The organism is Rhodococcus sp. YH3-3 (assembly GCF_001653035.1).
Lineage (GTDB): Bacteria > Actinomycetota > Actinomycetes > Mycobacteriales > Mycobacteriaceae > Rhodococcus_F > Rhodococcus_F qingshengii.
Genome location: NZ_BCWH01000003.1, coordinates 740916 through 761586 on the forward strand (window position 1 = coordinate 740916; position 20671 = coordinate 761586).

General features: G+C 63.6%; 19 protein-coding genes and 4 tRNA genes. 10 read left to right on the forward strand and 13 right to left on the reverse strand.

Annotation, left to right across the window (positions count from 1 at the left end):
- Positions 1-137 precede the first annotated feature (137 nt).
- The 3 genes from YH3_RS28720 to YH3_RS28730 are packed head-to-tail and all read right to left on the reverse strand — an operon-like array spanning position 138 to position 3496.
- Positions 138-1427, reverse strand: a complete 1290-nt coding sequence (locus YH3_RS28720) for a ribonuclease D (RefSeq protein WP_042449928.1) — start codon at positions 1425-1427, stop codon at positions 138-140.
- An 11-nt stretch (positions 1428-1438) separates the two neighbouring features.
- Positions 1439-2845, reverse strand: a complete 1407-nt coding sequence (locus YH3_RS28725; protein WP_003942594.1) for a wax ester/triacylglycerol synthase family O-acyltransferase — start codon at positions 2843-2845, stop codon at positions 1439-1441.
- A 60-nt stretch (positions 2846-2905) separates the two neighbouring features.
- Positions 2906-3496 carry a DUF3000 domain-containing protein gene (locus YH3_RS28730; RefSeq protein WP_003942604.1) on the reverse strand — a complete coding sequence of 197 codons (591 nt, stop codon included), beginning with the start codon at positions 3494-3496 and terminating at the stop codon, positions 2906-2908.
- A 168-nt stretch (positions 3497-3664) separates the two neighbouring features.
- On the opposite strand from YH3_RS28730, the gene hemE reads away from it, so the two are divergent.
- The 7 genes from hemE (at position 3665) to YH3_RS28765 (ending at position 10931) form a co-directional block, all read left to right on the forward strand.
- Complete coding sequence (gene hemE / locus YH3_RS28735) at positions 3665-4762, forward strand: uroporphyrinogen decarboxylase (RefSeq protein WP_030536874.1); 1098 nt, start codon at positions 3665-3667, stop codon at positions 4760-4762.
- A complete protein-coding gene (locus YH3_RS28740) occupies positions 4759-6120 on the forward strand; it encodes a protoporphyrinogen oxidase (protein ID WP_007732889.1) in 1362 nt (453 codons plus the stop codon). Before hemE ends, YH3_RS28740 begins: the two co-directional genes overlap by 4 nt.
- 4 nt (positions 6121-6124) lie before the next feature.
- Positions 6125-6820, forward strand: coding sequence for a hydrogen peroxide-dependent heme synthase (gene hemQ, locus YH3_RS28745; protein ID WP_003942644.1), 696 nt, complete (start codon positions 6125-6127; stop codon positions 6818-6820).
- A gap of 54 nt (positions 6821-6874) precedes the next feature.
- Positions 6875-9151, forward strand: coding sequence for a molybdopterin guanine dinucleotide-containing S/N-oxide reductase (locus tag YH3_RS28750; RefSeq protein WP_064444546.1), 2277 nt, complete (start codon positions 6875-6877; stop codon positions 9149-9151).
- Positions 9152-9233: 82 nt separating this feature from the next.
- Positions 9234-9707, forward strand: a complete 474-nt coding sequence (locus YH3_RS28755) for a YbaB/EbfC family nucleoid-associated protein (protein ID WP_233405688.1) — start codon at positions 9234-9236, stop codon at positions 9705-9707.
- The gene (locus YH3_RS28760) at positions 9700-10011 is read left to right on the forward strand and encodes a hypothetical protein (protein ID WP_003942588.1); all 312 of its coding nucleotides are present in this window, start codon (positions 9700-9702) and stop codon (positions 10009-10011) included. Before YH3_RS28755 ends, YH3_RS28760 begins: the two co-directional genes overlap by 8 nt.
- Complete coding sequence (locus YH3_RS28765; RefSeq protein WP_007732900.1) at positions 10011-10931, forward strand: hypothetical protein; 921 nt, start codon at positions 10011-10013, stop codon at positions 10929-10931. Before YH3_RS28760 ends, YH3_RS28765 begins: the two co-directional genes overlap by 1 nt.
- Before the next feature lie 54 nt (positions 10932-10985).
- Here YH3_RS28765 and msrB read toward each other — a convergent pair whose 3' ends face one another.
- Genes msrB through YH3_RS28785 form a run of 4 tightly spaced genes read right to left on the reverse strand, consistent with a single transcriptional unit; the run spans position 10986 to position 15093 of the window.
- Complete coding sequence (gene msrB, locus YH3_RS28770) at positions 10986-11417, reverse strand: peptide-methionine (R)-S-oxide reductase MsrB (protein ID WP_003942631.1); 432 nt, start codon at positions 11415-11417, stop codon at positions 10986-10988.
- 9 nt (positions 11418-11426) lie between these two features.
- Positions 11427-12710: a glycosyltransferase family 87 protein gene (locus YH3_RS28775; protein ID WP_054828358.1), complete on the reverse strand. Its 1284-nt coding sequence runs from the start codon at positions 12708-12710 to the stop codon at positions 11427-11429.
- 60 nt (positions 12711-12770) lie between these two features.
- On the reverse strand, positions 12771-14324 hold the full coding sequence (locus YH3_RS28780; protein ID WP_064444547.1) for an alpha/beta hydrolase: 1554 nt from the start codon (positions 14322-14324) through the stop codon (positions 12771-12773).
- A gap of 19 nt (positions 14325-14343) precedes the next feature.
- Positions 14344-15093, reverse strand: coding sequence for a pyrimidine reductase family protein (locus tag YH3_RS28785; RefSeq protein WP_042919913.1), 750 nt, complete (start codon positions 15091-15093; stop codon positions 14344-14346).
- 43 nt (positions 15094-15136) lie between these two features.
- Here YH3_RS28785 and zapE point away from each other — a divergent pair, with 43 nt between their 5' ends.
- Positions 15137-16153, forward strand: coding sequence for a cell division protein ZapE (zapE, locus tag YH3_RS28790; protein WP_003942629.1), 1017 nt, complete (start codon positions 15137-15139; stop codon positions 16151-16153).
- A 12-nt stretch (positions 16154-16165) separates the two neighbouring features.
- Here the strand turns inward: zapE and YH3_RS28795 are convergent, their stop codons facing one another.
- Positions 16166-16699, reverse strand: coding sequence for an N-acetyltransferase (locus tag YH3_RS28795; protein WP_003942603.1), 534 nt, complete (start codon positions 16697-16699; stop codon positions 16166-16168).
- A gap of 67 nt (positions 16700-16766) precedes the next feature.
- The gene (locus YH3_RS28800; RefSeq protein ID WP_064444548.1) at positions 16767-17963 is read right to left on the reverse strand and encodes an MFS transporter; all 1197 of its coding nucleotides are present in this window, start codon (positions 17961-17963) and stop codon (positions 16767-16769) included.
- Between the two features lie 116 nt (positions 17964-18079).
- On the opposite strand from YH3_RS28800, the gene YH3_RS28805 reads away from it, so the two are divergent.
- Positions 18080-19465: a GH1 family beta-glucosidase gene (locus YH3_RS28805; RefSeq protein ID WP_064444549.1), complete on the forward strand. Its 1386-nt coding sequence runs from the start codon at positions 18080-18082 to the stop codon at positions 19463-19465.
- 174 nt (positions 19466-19639) lie between these two features.
- Positions 19640-20116 carry an alpha-isopropylmalate synthase regulatory domain-containing protein gene (locus tag YH3_RS28810; RefSeq protein WP_003942597.1) on the forward strand — a complete coding sequence of 159 codons (477 nt, stop codon included), beginning with the start codon at positions 19640-19642 and terminating at the stop codon, positions 20114-20116.
- Positions 20117-20261: 145 nt separating this feature from the next.
- Here YH3_RS28810 and YH3_RS28815 read toward each other — a convergent pair.
- The 4 genes from YH3_RS28815 to YH3_RS28830 form a co-directional block, all read right to left on the reverse strand.
- Positions 20262-20336: transfer RNA gene (locus tag YH3_RS28815), tRNA-Val, on the reverse strand.
- A 16-nt stretch (positions 20337-20352) separates the two neighbouring features.
- Positions 20353-20428 (reverse strand) — tRNA-Gly (locus tag YH3_RS28820).
- Between the two features lie 92 nt (positions 20429-20520).
- Positions 20521-20595 (reverse strand) — tRNA-Val (locus tag YH3_RS28825).
- Position 20596: 1 nt separating this feature from the next.
- A tRNA-Cys gene (locus YH3_RS28830) sits at positions 20597-20667 on the reverse strand.
- Positions 20668-20671 lie beyond the last annotated feature (4 nt).

A 20671-nucleotide genomic window follows, 5' to 3' on the forward strand; every position in this document is an offset into this window, starting at 1 on the left:
CCACCGCACCGAAGGGCGGTGAGACGTTGGTTCGGCGATCACGGCCAGGCGTCCGGCCTCGTATCGAGCGTACTACTGCCCATTACTGACCGGTAACTTAACGTGCCGAATTGCTCCAACCTCACACCGGGGTCAGGTCAGGATTCCGGCTCTTCCACTTCGGGCTCGGCCGGGACCACGGAGTTCAGTGCCTCGGCGAGGACGGGAACGGTCAAAGTGCGTTGCCAGCCACGTGCGCCACCGGAAGTGAGCTTGGTCTCGATCGCAGTCTCGACTTCGGCGATGTCCGAGTCGGGTTCCAGTTTCCAGTCCCAGCACAGGCGCCTGACCAGGTCGGGTTGGAGCAGATTCTCCACGGGCACCGAAACCTCTTTGCTCAGGTCCGACAGTGCTGCGCGCGCCGCGGTCAACCGATCAGCCGCCGCTGGATCCTGGCGGGCCCAGCGACCGGCAGCGGGCGGCCCGACGATGGGCGGGGTTTTCGGCGGAAGCTCGCTGTCGGGGAGCTTGCGCGCGGCTTCCAGTGCATCCATCCAGATACGCGAATAACGGCGTTGACGTGGTCCGCCGAAGACGGGAAGCGAGCGGAGCGCGTCCAACGACCGAGGATCTTTGAGAGCGGCATCGATGATCGCGGAGTCAGGAAGAACCCGACTCGGGGACACGTCGCGCTTGCGTGCGAGATCCTCGCGCGCCTGCCACAGCGCCCGTACTGCCGCCAACTGACGGGTGGTCTTGAGTGAGGTGATGTGCGACGTACGACGCCAGCGGTCCGGTTTGGGCTTGGGCGGGCCGGCCAGACGGATGTACTCGAACTCTTCCTTCGCCCACTCGAGCTTGCCTTGGGATTCGAGTTCGGCTTCCATTGCGTCGCGCAGTTCGAGAAGCACTTCGACGTCGAGGGCGGCGTAGTTCAACCAGGCGTCCGGCAGCGGACGTGTCGACCAGTCCGCAGCCCCGTGACCCTTGCGAAGTTCCACTCGCAGGGTTCGTTCCACGATCGCGGCGAGTCCGACTCGCTCGAACCCGGCCAGTCGTCCGGCCAGTTCGGTGTCGAACAGCTCGGCCGGCGTCAGGCCCAGTTCGGCGAGGCCGGGGAGATCCTGATCGGCAGAGTGCAGCACCCATTGCAACGGGTTGATCACCTCGGCCAACGGCTGCAGGTCTTGCGCTGTCGGAATCGGGTCGAGCAGGAACGATCCTGCTCCTTCGCGTCGAAGCTGGATCAGGTACGCCCGTGCCGAATAGCGGAATCCGGATGCGCGCTCGGCGTCCACGGCGAGCGGGCCGTGGCCGGAGGCCAGCGCGGCCGCGGCGTCGGCGACACCGGCGGCAGTGGTGATGACGTCCGGAACTCCGTCACGCGGAACGAGCAGCGGAACTACGTCGGAGGTGGGCTCGGTTGCATCATCGGTGACTTCGGACATGGTCACTGACTCTACGTCGCAGTCGGGGCCGGGGTTGTCACCTCAGCGTCGAACAGTTCGTCGAGTGCGGCTCCGAAACCTTGCGCGAGCTGGTCCAATTCGGGGGCCAGATCGGAGCAACTGACGATGCCGACGTCGAGTTTTCCGTCGAGAGACATCACCGTCACGTTGAGACCTGCTCCGTGAAAGATCGGGCCGAGCGGGAACATTCCCTTGATCTGGGCACCGAGGAAGTAGAGCGGCACCGGCGGTCCAGGCACATTCGACACGACCAGGTTGGACACGACGGGGTGACGCTCGGCGAGTTTGAGCGACGAGTACACGCGCATGGCGGCGCCGAACACCGCCGGCGAAGCGAACTGCGACCAGTCCTGGAGCATGTTCGCGCCCAGAGCCTCGTTGTGGTTCTTCGAGGTGGCGTTGTAATCGCTGATTGCGTGCAGGCGTTCGACCGGATCGGCGATCTGGGTGCCGAGTTGCGTGAACATGCCCGAGATCTGGTTCGTGCCCGGACGATCGGATTTGCCGTGGACCGACACCGGCACCATGGCGACGAGGGAGTCCTCCGGCAGTTCGTCCCGGTCCTCCAGGTACTTACGCAGTGCCCCGGCGCAGAGCGCGAGAACCACGTCGTTGACCTTGACGCCGTGACGGTCCTTGACGGCTTTGACCTTCGCGAGATCGAGTTGGCTGAACGCGACGTTGCGGTGACCGGTGATCGCGCCGTTGAACGAGGTCCGCGGCGCGGTGAACGGAGCAGGCATCGCTTCACCCTTTCGCGCACGCGTCACCCACTTCGGGAGCATGGCGATTCCGCCCGGGACCAGACGGGCAATTCTTGCGGGCCGGGCGATGACGGCCATGAGTCCGCCGATCGCGATGTCCAGCGTTCCCGCGTCGCCCGCACCCTGTGCTGTGGGATCCACGAGCGCCGGTGAATCCGGTTCGAGACTGCACAGCTGAGCCAGGATGTTCGCGCCGGTGACACCGTCGGCAGCGCTGTGATGGATCTTCGACATGACGGCGATCTGTCCGTCGGCAAGTCCCTCGATGACCCACATCTCCCACAGCGGTCGGGAACGATCCAGCGGTTGGCTCGCGATGTGTCCGGCGAGCTCTGCCAGTTCCGCGTGTGTGCCGGGAGCAGGTACCGCGGTCCGATGGCAGTGCCGCTCGATGTCGAAATCGTGATCGTCGACCCACACGGGGTAGTCGAGATTGAGACGGGAATCTTTGAGTTTGCGCCGGAAGGTCGGCATGGTGGCCATTCGCGAGTCCAACTCGCGAAGCAGCTTCCGGTAGTCGTAGCCGCCCGGGATGGTCGTGGGGTCGAGCAGGACAAGTCCACAAACGTGCAATAGCTGGGTCGGTGTTTCCAAGTAGAGGAAGGTCGCGTCGAGTCCGCTGAGACGTTGCATGACTCATTCTAGAACAGGTTCTAGTATTTTTCCGGGGGAATGCTCAAACGAGTGACAGAGTCAGTCGTTCTGCCGCGACAGCGTGGTTATCCCGGCAGGCGGAAGCCCCGCCGCGTACGCGAGAACCTCGCAGAAAGCCTCGACGTGGTGAGCCAATTCGGACGAAGTTGCAGTCCAGGACGCTCGCAACTCCAGTTGATGGGCTCGCGGAGGCCCGGCGATGTCGCCGTACCGCACGGAAGTTGTAGCTGTGACCGTACCGCCCAGGGCCACAAAAGGTTCCGGTCCGGCCTCCAAAGCGTCCACCAGCCAACTCCAGGCTACTTCGGGAAGTAGTGGATCCGCGGCGACGGCTTCGTCGAGATCGGCCTGGATGTACGCCACCAACCGCATGGTGCCGTTCCACGCCTCGTCGCCGTCCGGATCGAACAACAGGATCAGGCGGCCGAAAGCGTCACCTTCGGACTGCTCGGCCACGACGTCGGAGTCCGGGTGGAGAACCTCGGCCCCCACCGCGTGGCTGTACGGAGCGAGGCGCTGCGGCGGGCGGATGGGACCGACCTCTATCTCGGGCCGAACCCGCGCAGCGGTCATCGCCTCCACGGCGGCACGGAACTCGGCCGGGTCGGCTGTCGATCCGGATGTCGTCACAGGTCAGGACGTTAGTCGGGGATGCGGGCGGGGAGGTGGAGGCGCGCCGACCGAGTGTGGCTCGGGTGTGTGGCCGCTCACGAACCGCTCGGGTGTCCGATCCCGAGTGTGGGACGTGGCAGCATTGAGTCGATCGAAGACACACGTTGGCGGAGAGCGCGAGGACTGATGAGCGGGTTGGACAACATGAATTCAGGCATTACCGGGTCGGCGGAATACAGCGCTCGGCGAGTCTTGCCCGACGCACCGTTGCTTGCCGCGGCGACCGGACGCACTCCGAGTCGACGGCCGGTGTGGTTCATGCGTCAGGCCGGGCGTTCGTTGCCGGAGTACCGCGAGATCCGCGCCGGGATCGGCATGTTGGAATCTTGTTTCGATCCGGCGCTGGTCTGTGAGATCACGATGCAGCCGGTGCGCCGTCACGACGTGGACGCGGCAATCCTGTTCTCGGACATCGTCGTTCCACTCAAAGCCGCGGGAATCGATCTCGACATCGTTGCCGGCGTCGGACCGGTGGTCGCCAATCCGATTCGCTCCATCGCCGACGTTGCAGCACTTCCGCGACTGGTCCCCGAAGAGGTAGGCGCAATCGCGCAGGCCGTTCGGCTTCTCACTACCGAGTTGGGCTCCACGCCGCTGATCGGCTTTGCCGGAGCGCCGTTCACTCTGGCGTCGTATCTGGTCGAGGGTGGTCCGAGCCGGAACCACGAGAAGACCAAAGCGCTCATGCACTCCGATCCGAAGACCTGGCACGCGTTGCTCGGAAGTTTGGCCGACACCACGATCTGCTTCCTGCAGGCGCAGCTCAAGGCGGGCGTCGACGCGGTCCAGCTGTTCGACTCGTGGGCCGGCGCGCTCTCGCTGGCCGATTACCGGGAATTTGTTCTCCCGCATTCCGAGCGAGTGTTCGCCGAGGTTGCCGCTGCCGGCGTCCCGCGTATCCACTTCGGTGTCGGCACCGGTGAACTTCTCGGCGCGATGGGGGAGGCAGGCGCCGACGTCGTGGGTGTCGACTGGCGGATTCCGCTCGACGTCGCGGCTGGTCGTGTCGGTCCGGGTAAGGCGCTGCAGGGCAATCTCGATCCCGCCGTACTGTTCGCGGGCCCCGAGGTGATCGATCGTGAGGTGCGCCGGATCGCCGCCGAAGGGGACCGCGCGATCGAGGCCGGTGCCATCGGCCACATCTTCAACCTCGGCCACGGAGTTCTTCCCGACACCGATCCCACGGCGATCACCTCGGCGGTGGAGCTGGTGCACTCGCTGTGACAACGACTCGGCCGTCGGTCGCGGTGATCGGAGGCGGAATCTCCGGTCTGGTTGCCGCGTACCGGCTTCGGCGCAGTCTGGGCTCCGAAGCGGACATCACGATCGTCGACGACTCACCGCGGCTGGGCGGGAAGCTGCGAACGATTGATCTGGGCGGTGGCCCGATCGACATCGGTGCCGAGGCTTTCATCGCCCGTCGGCCGGAAGTTCCTGCGCTTCTCGCCGAGCTGGGACTGACCGATCAGATCGTCTACCCCGCGGGCCTGAGTCCGTTGATCTGGTCTCAGGGCTCACTGAATCGGTTGCCGACCGGAACCCTGATGGGAATCCCGGCTTCGGCGGAGTCGGTTCGAGATCTTGTCGACGAGCAGACCCTGGCGCGCATAGCGGCCGAGGCCGGCGTCCCGCTGGAGTGGACCCGCGGTTCCGATTGCAGTGTTGCCGAACTGGTTTCGCAGCGATTCGGTGATCAGGTGGTCAGCCGATCGGTGGATCCGCTTCTCGGTGGGGTGTACTCGGGGCTGGCGGAGACCATCGGCGTGCGTGCAGCTTTGCCGACACTCGCTGCGGCCCTCGATGCGGGCTCTCGGAGCCTCACGGATGCAGTCGCAGCCGCATTGCCGACGCCTGCACCGGGGCCGGTGTTCGGAGCGCTCAGAGACGGGTACGGCATCCTGCTCGATGCGCTGCAGCAGGCCGCCGACGCGACCTTCGTCCGTGGCGAGGCTTCTGGGTTGCGCAGCGACGGGGCTGGTTGGAACGTCGATCCGCTCGGAAGCGTCGACGCGGTGATTCTGGCCGTCCCGGCGCCGCGCGCGGCGGCGCTGTTGGCCGGAGTCGATGCGGATGTTGCGAGTACCGTCGCTCGGATCGAACTGGCGTCGTCCGCGGTGGTGGCGCTCCGGTTGTCCGGGCAGGTCGAACTTCCGCAGAATTCAGGGATCCTGGTAGCCACCGACGCCGACCTGACCGCCAAGGCGTTCACGCTGTCGAGCCGAAAGTGGACACACCTCGCTGATCGCGGTGAGCACCTCGTTCGGGTGTCGTTCGGTCGATTCGGTGCATCGGAGATCGTCGACCGGCCGGATGGTGAGTTGATCGACTTCGCGCGCGCCGATCTCGAGACCGTGACCGGAATCACCGAGGAGCCAGGCGCGACCTTCGTACAGCGGTGGCACGGAGGTCTTCCCCAATACGCCCCAGGTCACACGGAAATCGTGGCTGAAATCGAGTCCGGGATGACGCAGTTCGACGGCCTCGCCCTGGCCGGGTCGTGGCTGCACGGCGTCGGGGTTCCGGCGTGTGTCGCAGTCGGCACGACGGCGGCTACACGGATATTCGAGCGAGTGGCACGATAGACCCATGGCACGCCTTGATTTCGACAAACTGAACTCTGAAATCCGTTACCTCATGTTCTCCGTGTTCCAGGTGGAACCCGGTGTGCTGGGCGATGATCGGGAAGCTGCGGTCAAGGACGCCCGCTTGTTCTTCGAGGGTCTCGAAGACAAGGGCGTCGTGGTTCGCGGGATCTACGACGTCGCCGGCCTGCGCGCCGACGCGGACTTCATGATCTGGACCCACGCGGCCACCATCGAGGAACTGCAGGCCGCGTACGCGGATTTCCGTCGCACCACCGTCCTCGGACAGGCCAGTGCTCCCATCTGGAGCAACTCGGCGGTGCACCGCCCCGCGGAGTTCAACAAGAGCCACGTGCCCTCGTTCATCGCGGGTGAGGATCCGGGCGACTACATCTGCGTCTACCCGTTCGTCCGCTCGTACGAGTGGTACCTGCTCCCCGACGAGGAGCGTCGCAAGATGCTCGCCGATCACGGTATGGCTGCTCGTTCGTACAAGGACGTTCGCGCCAACACGGTCCCGGCCTTCGCCCTGGGGGACTACGAGTGGATTCTCGCGTTCGAAGCACCCGAGCTCATTCGTATCGTCGATCTGATGCGCGATCTACGTGCCACCGAAGCTCGCTTGCACGTTCGCGAAGAGGTGCCGTTCTTCACCGGCCCGCGCGTGGACATCGAGAAGCTGGTCCTTTCCCTTCCCTGATCTGCTTCGAAAGTAGTTTCTGTGACAACTGCACCGAACCGGCGTCGTCAACACATGTCCCATTGGGGAATGTTCACCGCCGAATCGGTCGCCGGCGAGGTGACCGCCGTGCATCCGTACGAGGGTGATGCGAATCCTTCGCCGATGCTCGGGAACCTCGCCGGTTCGGTGCGCAGTCGGGCTCGTGTTTCGGGCCCGGCGGTGCGTCGGGGTTGGCTCGAGAACGGGCCGGGTCCCAGCGACCGACGTGGAGCCGACGAATTCGTCTCGGTCTCCTGGGACGAACTGACCGAACTCCTCTCGCGTGAACTGCGTCGCGTGGTCGACGCGCACGGAAACAACGCGATCTTCGGCGGCTCGTACGGCTGGGCCAGCGCCGGCCGATTCCATCACGCGCAGAGCCAAGTTCACCGATTTCTGAATCAGCTGGGTGGATACACCAAGTCAGTTCACAGCTACTCGCTCGGTGCCACCGGCGTCATCATGCCGCGTGTGGTCGGAACGCACTGGAAGTTGTTCGCGCGCTCCACGTCGTGGGACGTCATCGCGAAGCACTCCGATCTCCTCGTCTCGTTCGGAGGAGTGCCGATCAAGAACACCGGAGTCAATGCCGGTGGTACGAGCGATCATCCGACGCGCGGGGCGCTCGACGCGTTTCGTGCCCGCGGCGGAAAGATCGTCTCCTTCAGTCCGTTGCGTGACGACGTCGAGGGTGACTGCGAGTGGATCGCACCCGTTCCGGGAACCGACGTTGCAATCATGCTTGCCCTGGCGTTTGTCCTGGCGTCGGAGGACCTGCACGATCGCGATTTCCTGGGCCGTTTCTGCGTCGGTTACGAACGCTTCGAGGACTACCTGCTCGGACGTTCCGACGGTGTACCGAAGGATCCGCGGTGGGCGCAGAAGATCTCCGGTGTGTCGGCGGAGTTCATCACCGACCTGGCTCGGAGAATGGCGTCTGGCCGGACGCTGGTGACCGTCACGTGGTCGTTGCAACGCATCAAACACGGTGAACAGGCACCGTGGATGGGCGTGACACTCGCAGCGATGCTCGGCCAATTCGGGCTTCCGGGTGGAGGTTTCGGGCACGGCTACGGTTCGATGAACGAGCCGGGTCTGGCTCCGGTGCCGTATCCCTTGCCGACCTTCTCGCAAGGTGTGAATCCGGTGTCGGATTTCATTCCGGTAGCCGCGATTTCCGACCTGCTGCTTTCGCCCGGGGAGGAGTTCGATTACGACGGCCGGCGCTTGACCTATCCCGACATCCGGTTGGTCTATTGGGCCGGTGGCAATCCGTTTCACCACCATCAGGATCTCCCGAGGCTGCGACGGGCATTTGCGCGTCCGGACACGATCGTCGTTCACGATCCGTACTGGACGCCGATGGCCCGCAACGCCGACATCGTTGTCCCGTCGACCACCTCGCTCGAACGAAATGACCTGAGCTGCACTCGAAACGACCCGCTTCTGGTCGCGATGCAGCAGGTCGTTCCACCTTTCGAGAACTCGCGTGACGACTACGACACGTTTGCCGCTCTCGCTTCTGCGCTCGGATTCGGGGAACAGTTCACCGAGGGGCGATCCTCACAGGAGTGGATCGAGCATCTCTACGGTCAATGGCGGCCGTTCGTCGATGCAGACGGCGGCAACACACCGACGTTCGAGGACTTCTGGGCAGAAGGGCACTACCGGATGCGAACCGAAGACAACCTCGTGCTCTTCGGTGACTTCCGTGAGAATCCCGAGAAATATCCGCTCTCGACTCCGAGTGGGAAGATCGAGATCTTCTCCGAGACCATCGAGTCCTTCGGCTACGACGACTGCGCCGGCCATCCGCGCTGGTACGAGCCCGACGAGTGGCTGGGTGGACCGCGAGCCTCGCAATTCCCGCTTCACTTGATCGCCAATCAGCCCAAGACGCGTCTGCACAGCCAACTCGATCACGGCGCTGCGAGCCAGGCGTCGAAGATTCAGGGACGCGAGCCGATTCGTATGCACCCCGATGCAGCGGCCGCGCGCGGCGTCTCGGCAGGAGACGTGGTGCGGGTGTTCAACGATCGCGGAGCGTGCCTTGCTGGTGTGATCGTCGACTCGGACTTGCGGAGCGACGTCGTCCAACTTTCCACCGGTGCCTGGTACGACCCGCTCGATCCTGCCGATCCCGACTCTCTGTGCGTGCACGGCAATCCCAACGTTCTGACACCGGACATCGGTACGTCGTCACTCTCGCACGGGTGCACCGGCCAGCACGTTCTGGTGCAGATCGAGAAATTCGACGGGGCCCTGCCGCCGGTCAAGGCGTTCGATCCGCCCGTGCTTCGTTCACGCTGACGGAACCGATCGGCCACCTCTCGCGTCGAACCTCGTGAGCGCCTGAATCAGGTGTCACGATCTATCGAAGGTGGGGGCCATCGTGAGTGCAGCGGATGTTGGTTCGATGCGGGGGCAAGTCGAAGTACTTCGGGCCCAGATCGATTCGATGCAGCACGTTCTGTTGGAGCGGACTCGATCGCTGGTGGACTTGCAGGAGAGGATCGCTCGAGCGACGGCGAGCGCGCGTTCGAGTGACGGCAGCGTGGAAATCGTCGTCGACGCCTCGGGGGCGGTGGTGGGAGTCGATCTCTCGGGGAGTTCTTACGCCAAGCATTCGCCGGCAGCGTTGGGGAATCTGATCCTGGCTACGGCCGCGTCTGCGGCAGAAGACATACGCCGACAGGTTGCCGAGATGACGAAGCCGCTCACGGAGGCGGCCGGAATCGACTTGCCGGACCTGGTTCCGGGCGTGCTCGGATTGCGCGAGATTCTCGAACCTCGTCCGAGCTCCACACCGGCTTCCTGCGACGAGAACTGGGACCGCACCGTTCTGAGGAGCTCCGGCAATGTCTGAACTGGGCGTGAATGTGGCCGCGATGAAAAGTGCTGCACCAGCCTTCGCGGTGGTCGCTGCCGATCTCGACGAGGCGCGGAGCGCTCTCGACGCAGTGGTCGCCGCCGAAGAGGGTTGCTGGGGCACTGACCAGTTCGGATCCGCATTCTCAGGCGCATATGTTCCCGGTGCTGAGTCAGCAGTCGGTGGGATGACGCTGGTCGCGGGCGCGCTGCGCGAATTGACCGCCACGCTGATCGAGATCACCGATCGTTTCGAATCGATCGACACCTCGCTTGCCGACGACATGGCGGGTGGGCTCTGATGGGACTCGAGATTCCCGGCTGGTTACAGGCGGTTGCGTCGGTCGCGGTGGGCAGTGACTGGCCGCAAGGAGACGAAACGGCACTGTGGAGGTTGGGTGATGCCTGGTCAGGCGCGGCTGATCGGATCGAGGCTTCGGCCGCTGCCGGTGGTTACGGATTGCAGGCAGTACTGGCATCGATCGACGGTCGAGCCGGCGACTCGTTGTCTCGGTATTGGTCCGAGGCCGGGGGAGTTGCGGAGGTCTTCGAGCGGTTGTCCTCTGCCGCGGCCGAACTGGGTCAGTCATGCACCGATACCGGCACGGACATCGAGTACACCAAACTGTCGATCCTCGCGGCGCTGGGCGCACTGGCGCTCGAGATTGCCGCCATGGTGGCGGCTGCTGTCCCGACACTGGGTGTCAGTACCGCCGGGGTCGTGGCGGCTGAGGTCGCAACAACACTCACGGTCCGAATGTTGTTGCAGCAATTGTTGATACGAGTGATCGAGGCTGCGGCAGTGGAAGCTGCCGCTGCCGTCTTCTCCGGCCTCGCCATTCAACTCGGGCAGATGACGATGGATCATCGCCAGTCGATCGACGGTGGCAAGGTCGTGACCGAGGGGCGCGACGGTTTCATCAAGGGACTTGCGAACGGAGGGTTGAAGACGACGCCGGATCGTGTCGGCCCTGACCCGAACCCGCTTCCGACCGGTTCGAGGTTGCAGGAGATCGCGCGAGGTGCCTTCGACGACGCGGTCTCGGGAGCGTCCGCTGCGATCGTGACGAAGGAGGTCACGGGCGGCGACGCCGCGTTGACGGACATCACTTCCGGCGCGATCGGTGGCGGGATCGGTTCCGTCAAAGACGGACTTGTCGCTCGAAACGAGGACCTGAATGCGGCTGGTCTGAGCCCGACTGCGCTGAACTGGGACTTCTGAGTGGAAAGTCTCGAATCGTGGGCTACCAGTGACACGGGGTAGCCCACGACCTGGCTACTGAGCGGGCTTGAGAACCAGCGAGATCGAGTTGATGCAGTACCGCTGATCGGTCGGCGTCGGGTACCCCTCACCCTCGAAGACGTGACCGAGGTGGCTGTGGCACTTCTTGCAGATGACCTCGACGCGGCGCATCCCGAGTGAGCTGTCTTCCTTCAGGATCACGGCATCCGAATCCGCCGGATCGAAGAAGGACGGCCACCCGCAGTGCGATTCGAACTTCTCGGTGCTGCGGAACAGTTCGGCTCCGCAGGCCCGGCAGGAGTAGACACCTTCCGTGGTGGTGTCGGTGTACTCGCCGACGAAGGGGCGTTCGGTGCCGGCTTGGCGCAGGACGGCGAACTCCTCCGGCGTCAGTTTTTCGCGCCACTCGCTCTCGGTGTACGTGACCTCAGGTGTGCTGTCGATGCCATCGTGTGAAGAACTCATGCCTCCACGCTAATGCTTTGTCGCCGTTTCGGCTTCGTGGGCAGGTGAGACGGCATCGAGTGGGGGATCGAGGAGGTACGCGGGATCGATTCCCCGATCCAAACGGCCCTCTCGACGCGCGACCAGATACCGGTATCCGAGGACACAGAAGATCACGATCAGCAGAAGGCTCCAGCCGAGGGTGCTCTTGGTGTATTCGGCCGCCCGGCCGAAGGTCGGCCAGCGGTTCGACCACCAGCTGTCGAACGTCATGAAGCCGTAGACGGCGAGCCACGCCGGCCAGTTCCGCATGACCGAGTTCTTGAGTACCACGGACATCAGGAGCGGGAGCAGCATCATCGAGTAGTACATCTGGCCGAGCGAGGGCAGCAGGAACGACGCGGTCATGATCACACCGGTCGCGGTGGTGAGGAAGAAGAGTTCGTCGTTGCGGTAGTAGCGGTACAGAAGCCACAGAGAGACGACGACCATGGCGGCTAACACGACGCGCAAGAGCAGGATCAACCATTCGGGCAGACCGAAGTAAGCGCCGTTTCCGACAATCGAACTGTTGAAGTAGTCACGAGATTCGAGCAGGTACGGCACGGTGCGGCGGACGAAGTCCATCGGATCCGACGCCAGCGGCCATGCCACGACCGTGAGAATGAACGGGATGCCCAGGGCGGTGACGAACACCTTCCACTGACCGCGAACGAGTGGCAGCAGGAGCAGCGGCGCGAGAGTGGGTTTCACTGCGATGGTGAGACCGATCGCGGCGCCGGCCCACAGATCCTTCTTGCGCATCAGCAACAGAAGGAAGGCAACTTCGCCGAGCAGGACGAGGCCGTTGATGTTGGTGAACACCAACGTGTTGGTGACCGTCTCCGACATGAACGCGCCGAGCACCAGAATCGGCGCCGCGATGGAACTGATCGTCAGGTCGAACAAGCGCAACAGCAGGTAGAGAGCCACGAGAATGGCGACGGCATTGACACCGATGAACAGCCACCGTGAGCGCTCGGGATCGAGGATCGCCAGGGGGGCCATCAACAAGGAACCCGATGGTGGGTACAGGTAATGGGGGTCTACGGAGTTGAAATCTGCGGTGTAGACGTCGCGCCCGTTCCAGAACGCCAGCGCGGCGTTGTAGACCGGTCGGAAGTCATCGGTGATGGCGCCGTTGACTGCTGTGACGATGACACGATTGAGCACTGTCATCACGGCGATCGGCCACAAAACGAAGTTGACGACTTGTTGGGTTGTCCGCCCGGTACGCGGCTCGAGCTGTCGAAGGAACACTTCGGCACGGTACACCGGAGCAGGGTGTGATCGGGGGATGCACCCCTTTTCGGTCGTGGTGGACGAGCGCCCGAGTCAGGCTGGGCACACGCTTCCGTTACTGGGCAGGGAGGCGTCGCTGAGGTAGAGGCGCATCGCCTGTTGAGCGCAGGTGGATTGTGCCGCGGGGTGACCCGCACCTTGCCAGTCCAGAGTTGCGAAGCGCGATCCTGCATTGGTCACGACGCCGGTGACGGTCGAGAGTCCGGAGTTCCCGACGGCCGGGTCACCCTGACCGCTCAGCACGAGGACTGGGGGCTTCAACTGATTCGGCAGGGGGGAGTTGGCGGTCGACGGCCAGCTGGCGCACGCCAGCAACCCGAGCGCGGCTTCTCGCCCGAACACCGGATAGTTGGTGCCCCAGGTGTCCGCAAGCTCGCGCGCACGCCCGATGCCCGGCCATTGCATGCCGTCGGTGCACCGTCCGATGAACTGGCCGTCGCCGTCCACCTCGTTCTCCGCCCGGGCGGCGCGCTCTCGAATCGGCGAAGCGTTGCCGGTACCGAGCGCGGACAGAGCGTCGGACAGTGAGCGGGTCTCCTGCTCACGGTTGGTTCCGGCAGTCCACAGGCTGGCCGAAATCGCGTTCGACACCGCAGCGGCGGACAGCGGCTGGAATTCATCGGCTCGAGCGCGCTCCATCAAGTCCGTGACCGATTTCTTCGGATCAGGTCCGAGCGAGCACCCCAGCGCCACACATCGCTGAGCGAACGCGGTCAACGCGGCTTCCTCGCCCTGCACGCGACTCTCTGCCTCGGTGGCGGCGTCGGTGGCCACCGGAGCGGGAGAATCGAGGATCAACCTCGCGAGGTTGTTCGGGTGGGCCGCCGCATAGCTCAGCGCGATGTCCGAGCCGGACCCTGCCGACCACAGAGCGATGGTCTCGACGCCCCACCGAGTACGTAGAGCGTCGATGTCCTCGGCTGCGGAGTCGGCGCCGAACTTCAGTTCTTGAGGGTCGAGGTAGTCGGTGCATGCAATGGTGGCGTCGTGACCGAGGGCCGCGACCGCATCGGCGGCGTCACCGGTGGAATCCGCGTCGAACTGGCCCAGATCGTGAAGGCCGCGCCGAATTTCCGGCGTCATGCAGTCGATTGCGGTGGACCTGTCGATTCCGCGTCGATCGAGGGCAACCACGGGATGTTCGGCGAGAACCGTGTTCAAGCCGGATGCGGCGAGCATGGCCAGAGAGTTTCCCGACGAACGATCGGTGCCCGATGTGAACACGATCGGATACGCGTCGGCAGGCGTCGACGAGGTCCGAGCGCGGGTCAAGCCGGCAGTGAAGTTGCCGTCGATGGCGCCGGTCACGTCGATGGGGGCATTGAATTCCGCGCATTCGAGAATGACGCCGGCGCTCGACGCCGCGAGAGCCTGGTCGGCGAGTGACGTGCCGGTGCAGTCTCGCCACGGTATGTCATCGGTCGGGACGCCAGGGTCAACCGGCGGCGCATCGGGCGACGGTCCCTCGCTCTGGGCAGGGCTGCCGTCGGTGCGGCCTTCGACCGCGACGGCGGGCCGAAGCGACGGACCGGCGCCGCACGCACAACACGTCGCGAGGACGACGGCCATCAAAGCAACTCTGCGCATGCCGACCAGAGTGCCAGGTTCACCGACGTGGCTGCTGACGAACCCATCGAGTGAGGATCGTGCCGTCCGTATCACCGAGAATGTGCGCGGGACGCATGGCTGTGGGCATTGCGTTGGGGGAGAGTGAGATTCGGCCGACTTTGCTCCCCACCAGTTGAGGTGACGTGGTGATGCAGAGTTCGTCGACGGCATTGTCCTCGATCAACTGCCCGAAAAGTGACGGTCCGCCCTCGCACAGCACGCGACGGAGCTTGCGAGCCGACAAGGCCCTGTCGATGTCGCCGCTGGTGACGTTCGGTGAGTCCGTCACCTCCACCTGCGCTCCGGCAGATCTCAGCGCCGAAATTGCCGCGGAGTCCGCGTCGCGACCGACAACAAGGATCGGTGGAACTTCGGTATCGCGAAGGAGTCGGCTTTCGGGGTCGATCGACGCGTGCGCCGAGACGACGAGGATCGGTGGGACCGGAGCGAGACCGTCGGCAGTGCGACGCGCCCGGGCTTCGTCCGAGACCTGCACACCCCCGTAGTTCTCGGCTCGCGCTGTGCCTGCGCCGACCACGACGACGTCACAAAGTTCGCGCAAGATCCCGAATACCGACTTGTCTGCCGGTGTGCCCAGTCCACCGCTCACTCCGTCGACGGCGACGCACCCGTCGATGCTGGAAACGAAGTTCACGCGCATCCAGGGTTGCGAGAGGTTCTCCGGATAGGCGTACAAGCCGCGGAGTTCGTCGTCGTGGCCTGGTGTGAAGTAGGTCGCAATATCCATACGGTGCACATGAGAGATCACATCACGTAGATACCCTTGACGGATGCATGAACGTCTTGTCGATCGCAGCCCGGTGGTACCCGCCGATCAACTGGTAGCTCAAATGGTGCCTCCCGCAATGTTCGACGAGGTGAGTTTTGCGTCCTACATTCCTGATCCGAAGGAACCGAGCCAGGCAGCTGCTGTCGCCAAGGCCGAGGAATTCTCCAAGCGCGTCACCAAGATCCGTAGTGGTGGACGCCGCGGACTGTTCGGCAAGAAGACCCAGGCGACCGGCGCCGGCCTGTACCTCGACGGCGGGTTCGGTGTCGGTAAGACTCACTTGCTGGCGTCGATCTTCCACAGCGTTCCGTCGCCGAAGGCTTTCGGAACCTTCGTCGAGCTGACGCACGTCGTCGGCGCTCTCGGCTTCAACAAGGCGGTCGAAGCGCTCGCCGACCACAGCGTTCTCTGCATCGACGAGTTCGAGCTCGACGATCCGGGCGACACCATGCTCGTATCCCGCCTCCTTTCGGAGCTTTCCGCGCGCGGCGTGTCCATCGTCGCGACGTCGAACACGCTTCCCGGCCAGCTCGGGGAGGGTCGCTTCGCCGCCCAGGACTTCCTGCGCGAGATCAAGAAGCTCGGCTCGATCTTCGAGACGATTCGCGTCGACGGCCCCGACTACCGTCACCGCGATCTCCCGCCCGCACCCGAGCCCATCTCCTCGGAGGAGTTGGTCTCTCGGGCCGACGCCATCGACGGCGCCACGCTCGACAACTTCGACGAGCTGTGCAAGCACCTCAGCACCCTGCACCCGTCGCGGTACAACAAGCTGGTCGAGGGTGTGAAGGCCGTGTTCATCGACGGTGTCCACCCGGCAACGGATCAGTCCGTTGCACTGCGCATCGTGGTTCTCGCCGACCGCCTGTACGACGCGAGCATCCCGGTCACCGTTTCCGGCGCACGCCTCGACGAGATCTTCACCCCCGAGATGCTCGCCGGTGGGTACAAGAAGAAGTACTTGCGCGCGACCTCGCGCCTGCTCGCACTTTCTCGTTTCGAGGTCGCGGCCGGCTAGTCTGCACGCCTGTCAGCTGACGGGGCGCTCCATCACGAAATCGTGGTGGAGTTGTGCGCCCACGAGGAAAGTCTTCGTGCCGACCTGTGTGAAACCGTGCTTTGCGTAGAACTTCTGGGCGCGCAGGTTCTCCTGATTGACGCCCAGCCAGATCCCGGCACTTCCGCTGCGTCGTGCGTGGTCGACAACCGCGTCCATCAAGGATGCTGCCGCGCCGGTTCCGTGGTTACCCGGAAGCACGTACAACTTGCTGAGTTCTGTTGTCGGGCGAAGTGTCACAGCAGCTTTGACGTCCGGGTCGGCGGGCTCGTCGTCGACAAGCATCGCGTAGCCGACGATCGAACCGTCGCGAATGACCTTGAGAACGGTTCGCGTCGGATCGGTCAGGTACTCGGAGAACTTGTCGACGGAGAGAACGTTGTCGATGAAGGCACTGATGTCGTCGTCGGATGCGTCCGGCGGACACGCCAGTGGAAATGTCACCGCTGCCACGTCGGCGATTGCTTCGGAATCCCAGATCCCGGCCCGGTCAACGGTGATCGTCACGTCAGTTTCTGCCTCTCGCGCACACAATTCGGTCGATCAAGTACACCACTTTCCTCGGGCGCAATGCTCAAGCGGCGTTCTCGGCGACCGGAGTTGTGGCTCGTTTCGGTGCGAACGCGGGAGCAAGAGCTATCAAGATCGCGCAGAACGCCAGCGGAATCAGGAACCCGATTCGAAGGTCACTGAAGGCAGCGACCGCGCCGACGATGCCGCCGCCGACGACTGTGCCGACGTAGTTGAAGAGGTTGATGCGTGCGATCACCGCATCGACCTGATCCGGGGGAGCCATCCTGCCGGCAGCGCTGAAGCAGATCGGAGCGATCACCGGTACCCCGAGCCCGACGATGAGGAACCCGGCGATGGCAACGGCGGGAGATTGCGCGAGGACGACAACTGTCATACCGACTACGCCGATGAGAGAGCCGATCCGCACGACGGTGGTCTCACCGAATTTCCCGACCCAGTAGTCCCCGGTCAGTCGTGCGACAAGTGCCGCGATCTGATACGCCGCCACGGAAAGGGCAGCGGTCCCGGCGTCGGCGAGCAGTTCGTCCTTGACGTACAGAGTCGACCAGTTTCCGACGCTGAAGTCGACCGCGTAGAACAATGCCATCGCGACGCCGAGGAGGACGAAGGCGCGGGTGGGTACCGCGAATTTCGCGGTGCTCGTGATGTTTGCCTCGGCAACCGGAGACTCGGACCGATCGAGCAGTTGCGGGCCGAAGGCCAGAAGCATCAGTCCGACAACAACTCCCGCGATCACCTGCGTGACGCGGATCGAAATGTCGAGGCCTGCGGTAGCAGAGATGAACAGGGCGCCGACAATCGCTCCGACGCTCCAGGAAGCATGGAACGAGGAGAGGATGAAGCGGCCCTTGGCGTGTTGGATCGAGACTGCCTGCATGTTGGCGGCCGCGTCGACCATGCCGAGTCCGATGCCGTAGATCGCCAGGAAGGCGAAGAACATCGCTGCGTTGGGCGCAATTCCGGTTGCCCCGCCGAAGACTGCGATGACGGCGAGCCCAGTTCGCAGGGTCATCTTGCTCGACGTTCTCACGGCCAGCATCTCGGCGAGCACGCTGCCGAGCCCGGCGATGACGGACACGGTGACAACCGCAACCACAACCAGTGTCTCGCTCAGCTCGAACAAGTCCTTGTACTGCGGCAGCTGCGTCAGAATGGCGGCGAGCAGAAATCCTTGAAGTCCGAAGGCCACCGAAGTGGCGATCCGAGCCCTCGTCAGGGTGCGGGTGTTATCCGTCATCAAGCAGGGCCTTTGTCTCGTTCGTTCGGTTAGGCCGAACGGTACTGGATCTTGATACTGGTCGAGTGTCCAACAAAGCTGCGTGTTTTGCACGGTTCTTTGATTAACTGACCGACATGACTCGGCAGCCGACACCAGAATTTCCGACTTCCTTCGTCTGGGGAACCGCCACTGCGGCCTATCAAATCGAAGGAGCTGTGGCCGAAGACGGTCGCGGACCGTCGATCTGGGACGAGTTCTGTGACCGTCCCGGTGTTGTCGTCGGGGGCGACACCGGGACGGTCGCTGCCGATCATTATCACCGCTGGGAGTCGGACATCGAGCTGATGAATCAGCTCGGGCTCGACGCTTATCGGCTGTCTCTGTCGTGGTCGCGCATTCTGCCCACCGGAACGGGGGCAGTGAATGCGAAGGGGCTCGACTTCTACGACCGCCTGATCGACCGACTGTGTTCGGCGGGAATTACTGCCGCTGTCACGCTCTTTCACTGGGATCTGCCCCTTGCCTTGCAGGAGCAGGGCGGCTGGATGAACCGCGACACCTCGTATCGGCTGGGGGAGTATGCGCAGGTCGTCGGCGAGCGGCTGTCGGATCGGGTCGGAATGTGGATGCCGCTCAACGAACCAGTTGTGCACACGCTTTACGGGCATGCCCTCGGAGTTCACGCCCCCGGACTGGCCTTGGGGTTCGAGGCTTTCCAAGCCGCACATCACCAGCTGCTCGGGCATGGCCTCGCTGTCGAAGCGCTTCGGGCAACCGGATGCACGAACATCGGAATCGCCTCGAACCATGCTCCGGTGCGTGCCGCTTCGGATTCGCCGGAAGACGTGATGGCTGCCGACATCTACGACCACGTCGTCAATTGGATGTTCGCCGACCCGGTTCTGGTCGGGAAGTACCCGGCCGACGAATTCGCTCAGCTGCTCAGCGGTCCTGTCGACGAGGACTTGAAAATCATCGGGGCGCCGCTCGACTGGTACGGGATCAACTACTACGAGCCGACGATGATTGCTGCTCCGGTGGAAGGCCAGGGGACCGAAGGTGTGCTCGAAGTCGACCTGCCCCCGGGCCTGCCCTTTGCCCCTGTCGCGATTACCGGTTATCCCACAACCGATTTCGGTTGGCCGATCGTTCCCGAGGGGCTGGGCGAGATCTTGCGGACGTTCCACGCCCGCTTCGGTGACGCACTGCCGCCGATCTACATCACCGAAAGCGGATGTTCATTCCACGACGCCCCGGATGCCGCAGGCGTCGTCGACGACGAAGCACAAATCGACTACCACGATGCGCACCTTCGCGCCCTCCGATCGGCAATGGACGACGGTGTCGACGTCCGCGGTTATTTTGTGTGGTCACTTCTCGACAACTTCGAATGGGCTGCGGGATACAAAGAGCGATTCGGCCTGGTGCACGTCGATTTCGACACCCAGAAGCGCACTCCGAAGACCTCGTTCGAGTGGTATCGCGCCCTCATCGCCGAGCACAAAGCGGCTCAGGTCTGACCTGTGCGGAGGCGGTCTGGGTTGCATTCTCGAACCGGGCCGCCTAGCCTCGTCTCTCATGAAGCGAATTCTCGTAGTAAGCCGCCGTAGCGGGGTCTGAATCGGACCGACCCCTCGCTGCGGGTCGTCTTGCTACCAGTTGGTCCTCCACTTCATTCCAGGAAGACCACGATCATGACTTACAACTTCGCTTTCGCTTCTGATTCTTCTTCTGCTGCTGATCCCTTCGCGGCGCGTCACGGCAAATCTCTGCCCGCCGGCTTGCGTGCCGAATGCTCAGCGATGTCGTGGACCGAGTTCGAGTCCACGTATGCGGCCATGAGCGGCCCGATCCGTCTGGGTGCGTGGTCCTCCGAGAAGATTGCGCCGGGTCGTTGGACCTTCGAAGCGACTCTCGGTCTGGGGGAGCGTATCCAGAAAGCGTCCGCCACCTCGACCGGCGCGATCTCGGCCATGACGTCGATGCTGCACGACGCGGGAATCTCGCTCGAGATCCTGTCTTTCCATCAGCACCAGATCGGCCACCGCACTGCGACGTTCATCTTCACCGAGTGCGACGGCCGTCGGAGCTGGGCGATGGGTATTGCGGAGTCGTCGACGGAGTCCTCGCTGCGCGCGATGACTTCGGCAGCGAACCGCTTCTCTCACTGAGCAGTTACAACAATCTGATCAGCTACATCAACCGCAGTACTGACGTGGATTCCCGAGGGGCTTGCGTCAGTACTGCGGCCCGTGTGTTCGGCGCTCGAACGCAAAAAGCCGGAACCCTGAGGTTCCGGCTTCTTGCATTCTCAAATGGTGCGCGATACTGGGATTGAACCAGTGACCTCTTCCGTGTCAGGGAAGCGCTCTCCCGCTGAGCTAATCGCGCGGGTTCTGGAGAAAAATGGAGCGGACAACGGGATTCGAACCCGCGACCCCAACCTTGGCAAGGTTGTGCGCTACCAGCTGCGCCACGTCCGCATGAGCAATGAACTCCGTTACCGGAACTCAGTACTTTTCTAACTTATCAGACCTGCAAGCAGGTCTTGACCATCAGGCCCTAGGGCCTGACGTGGTGCGCGATACTGGGATTGAACCAGTGACCTCTTCCGTGTCAGGGAAGCGCTCTCCCGCTGAGCTAATCGCGCGAGGTGGAGACGGGAATCGAACCCGTGTGCACGGCTTTGCAGGCCGTTGCCTCACCACTCGGCCACTCCACCGTAA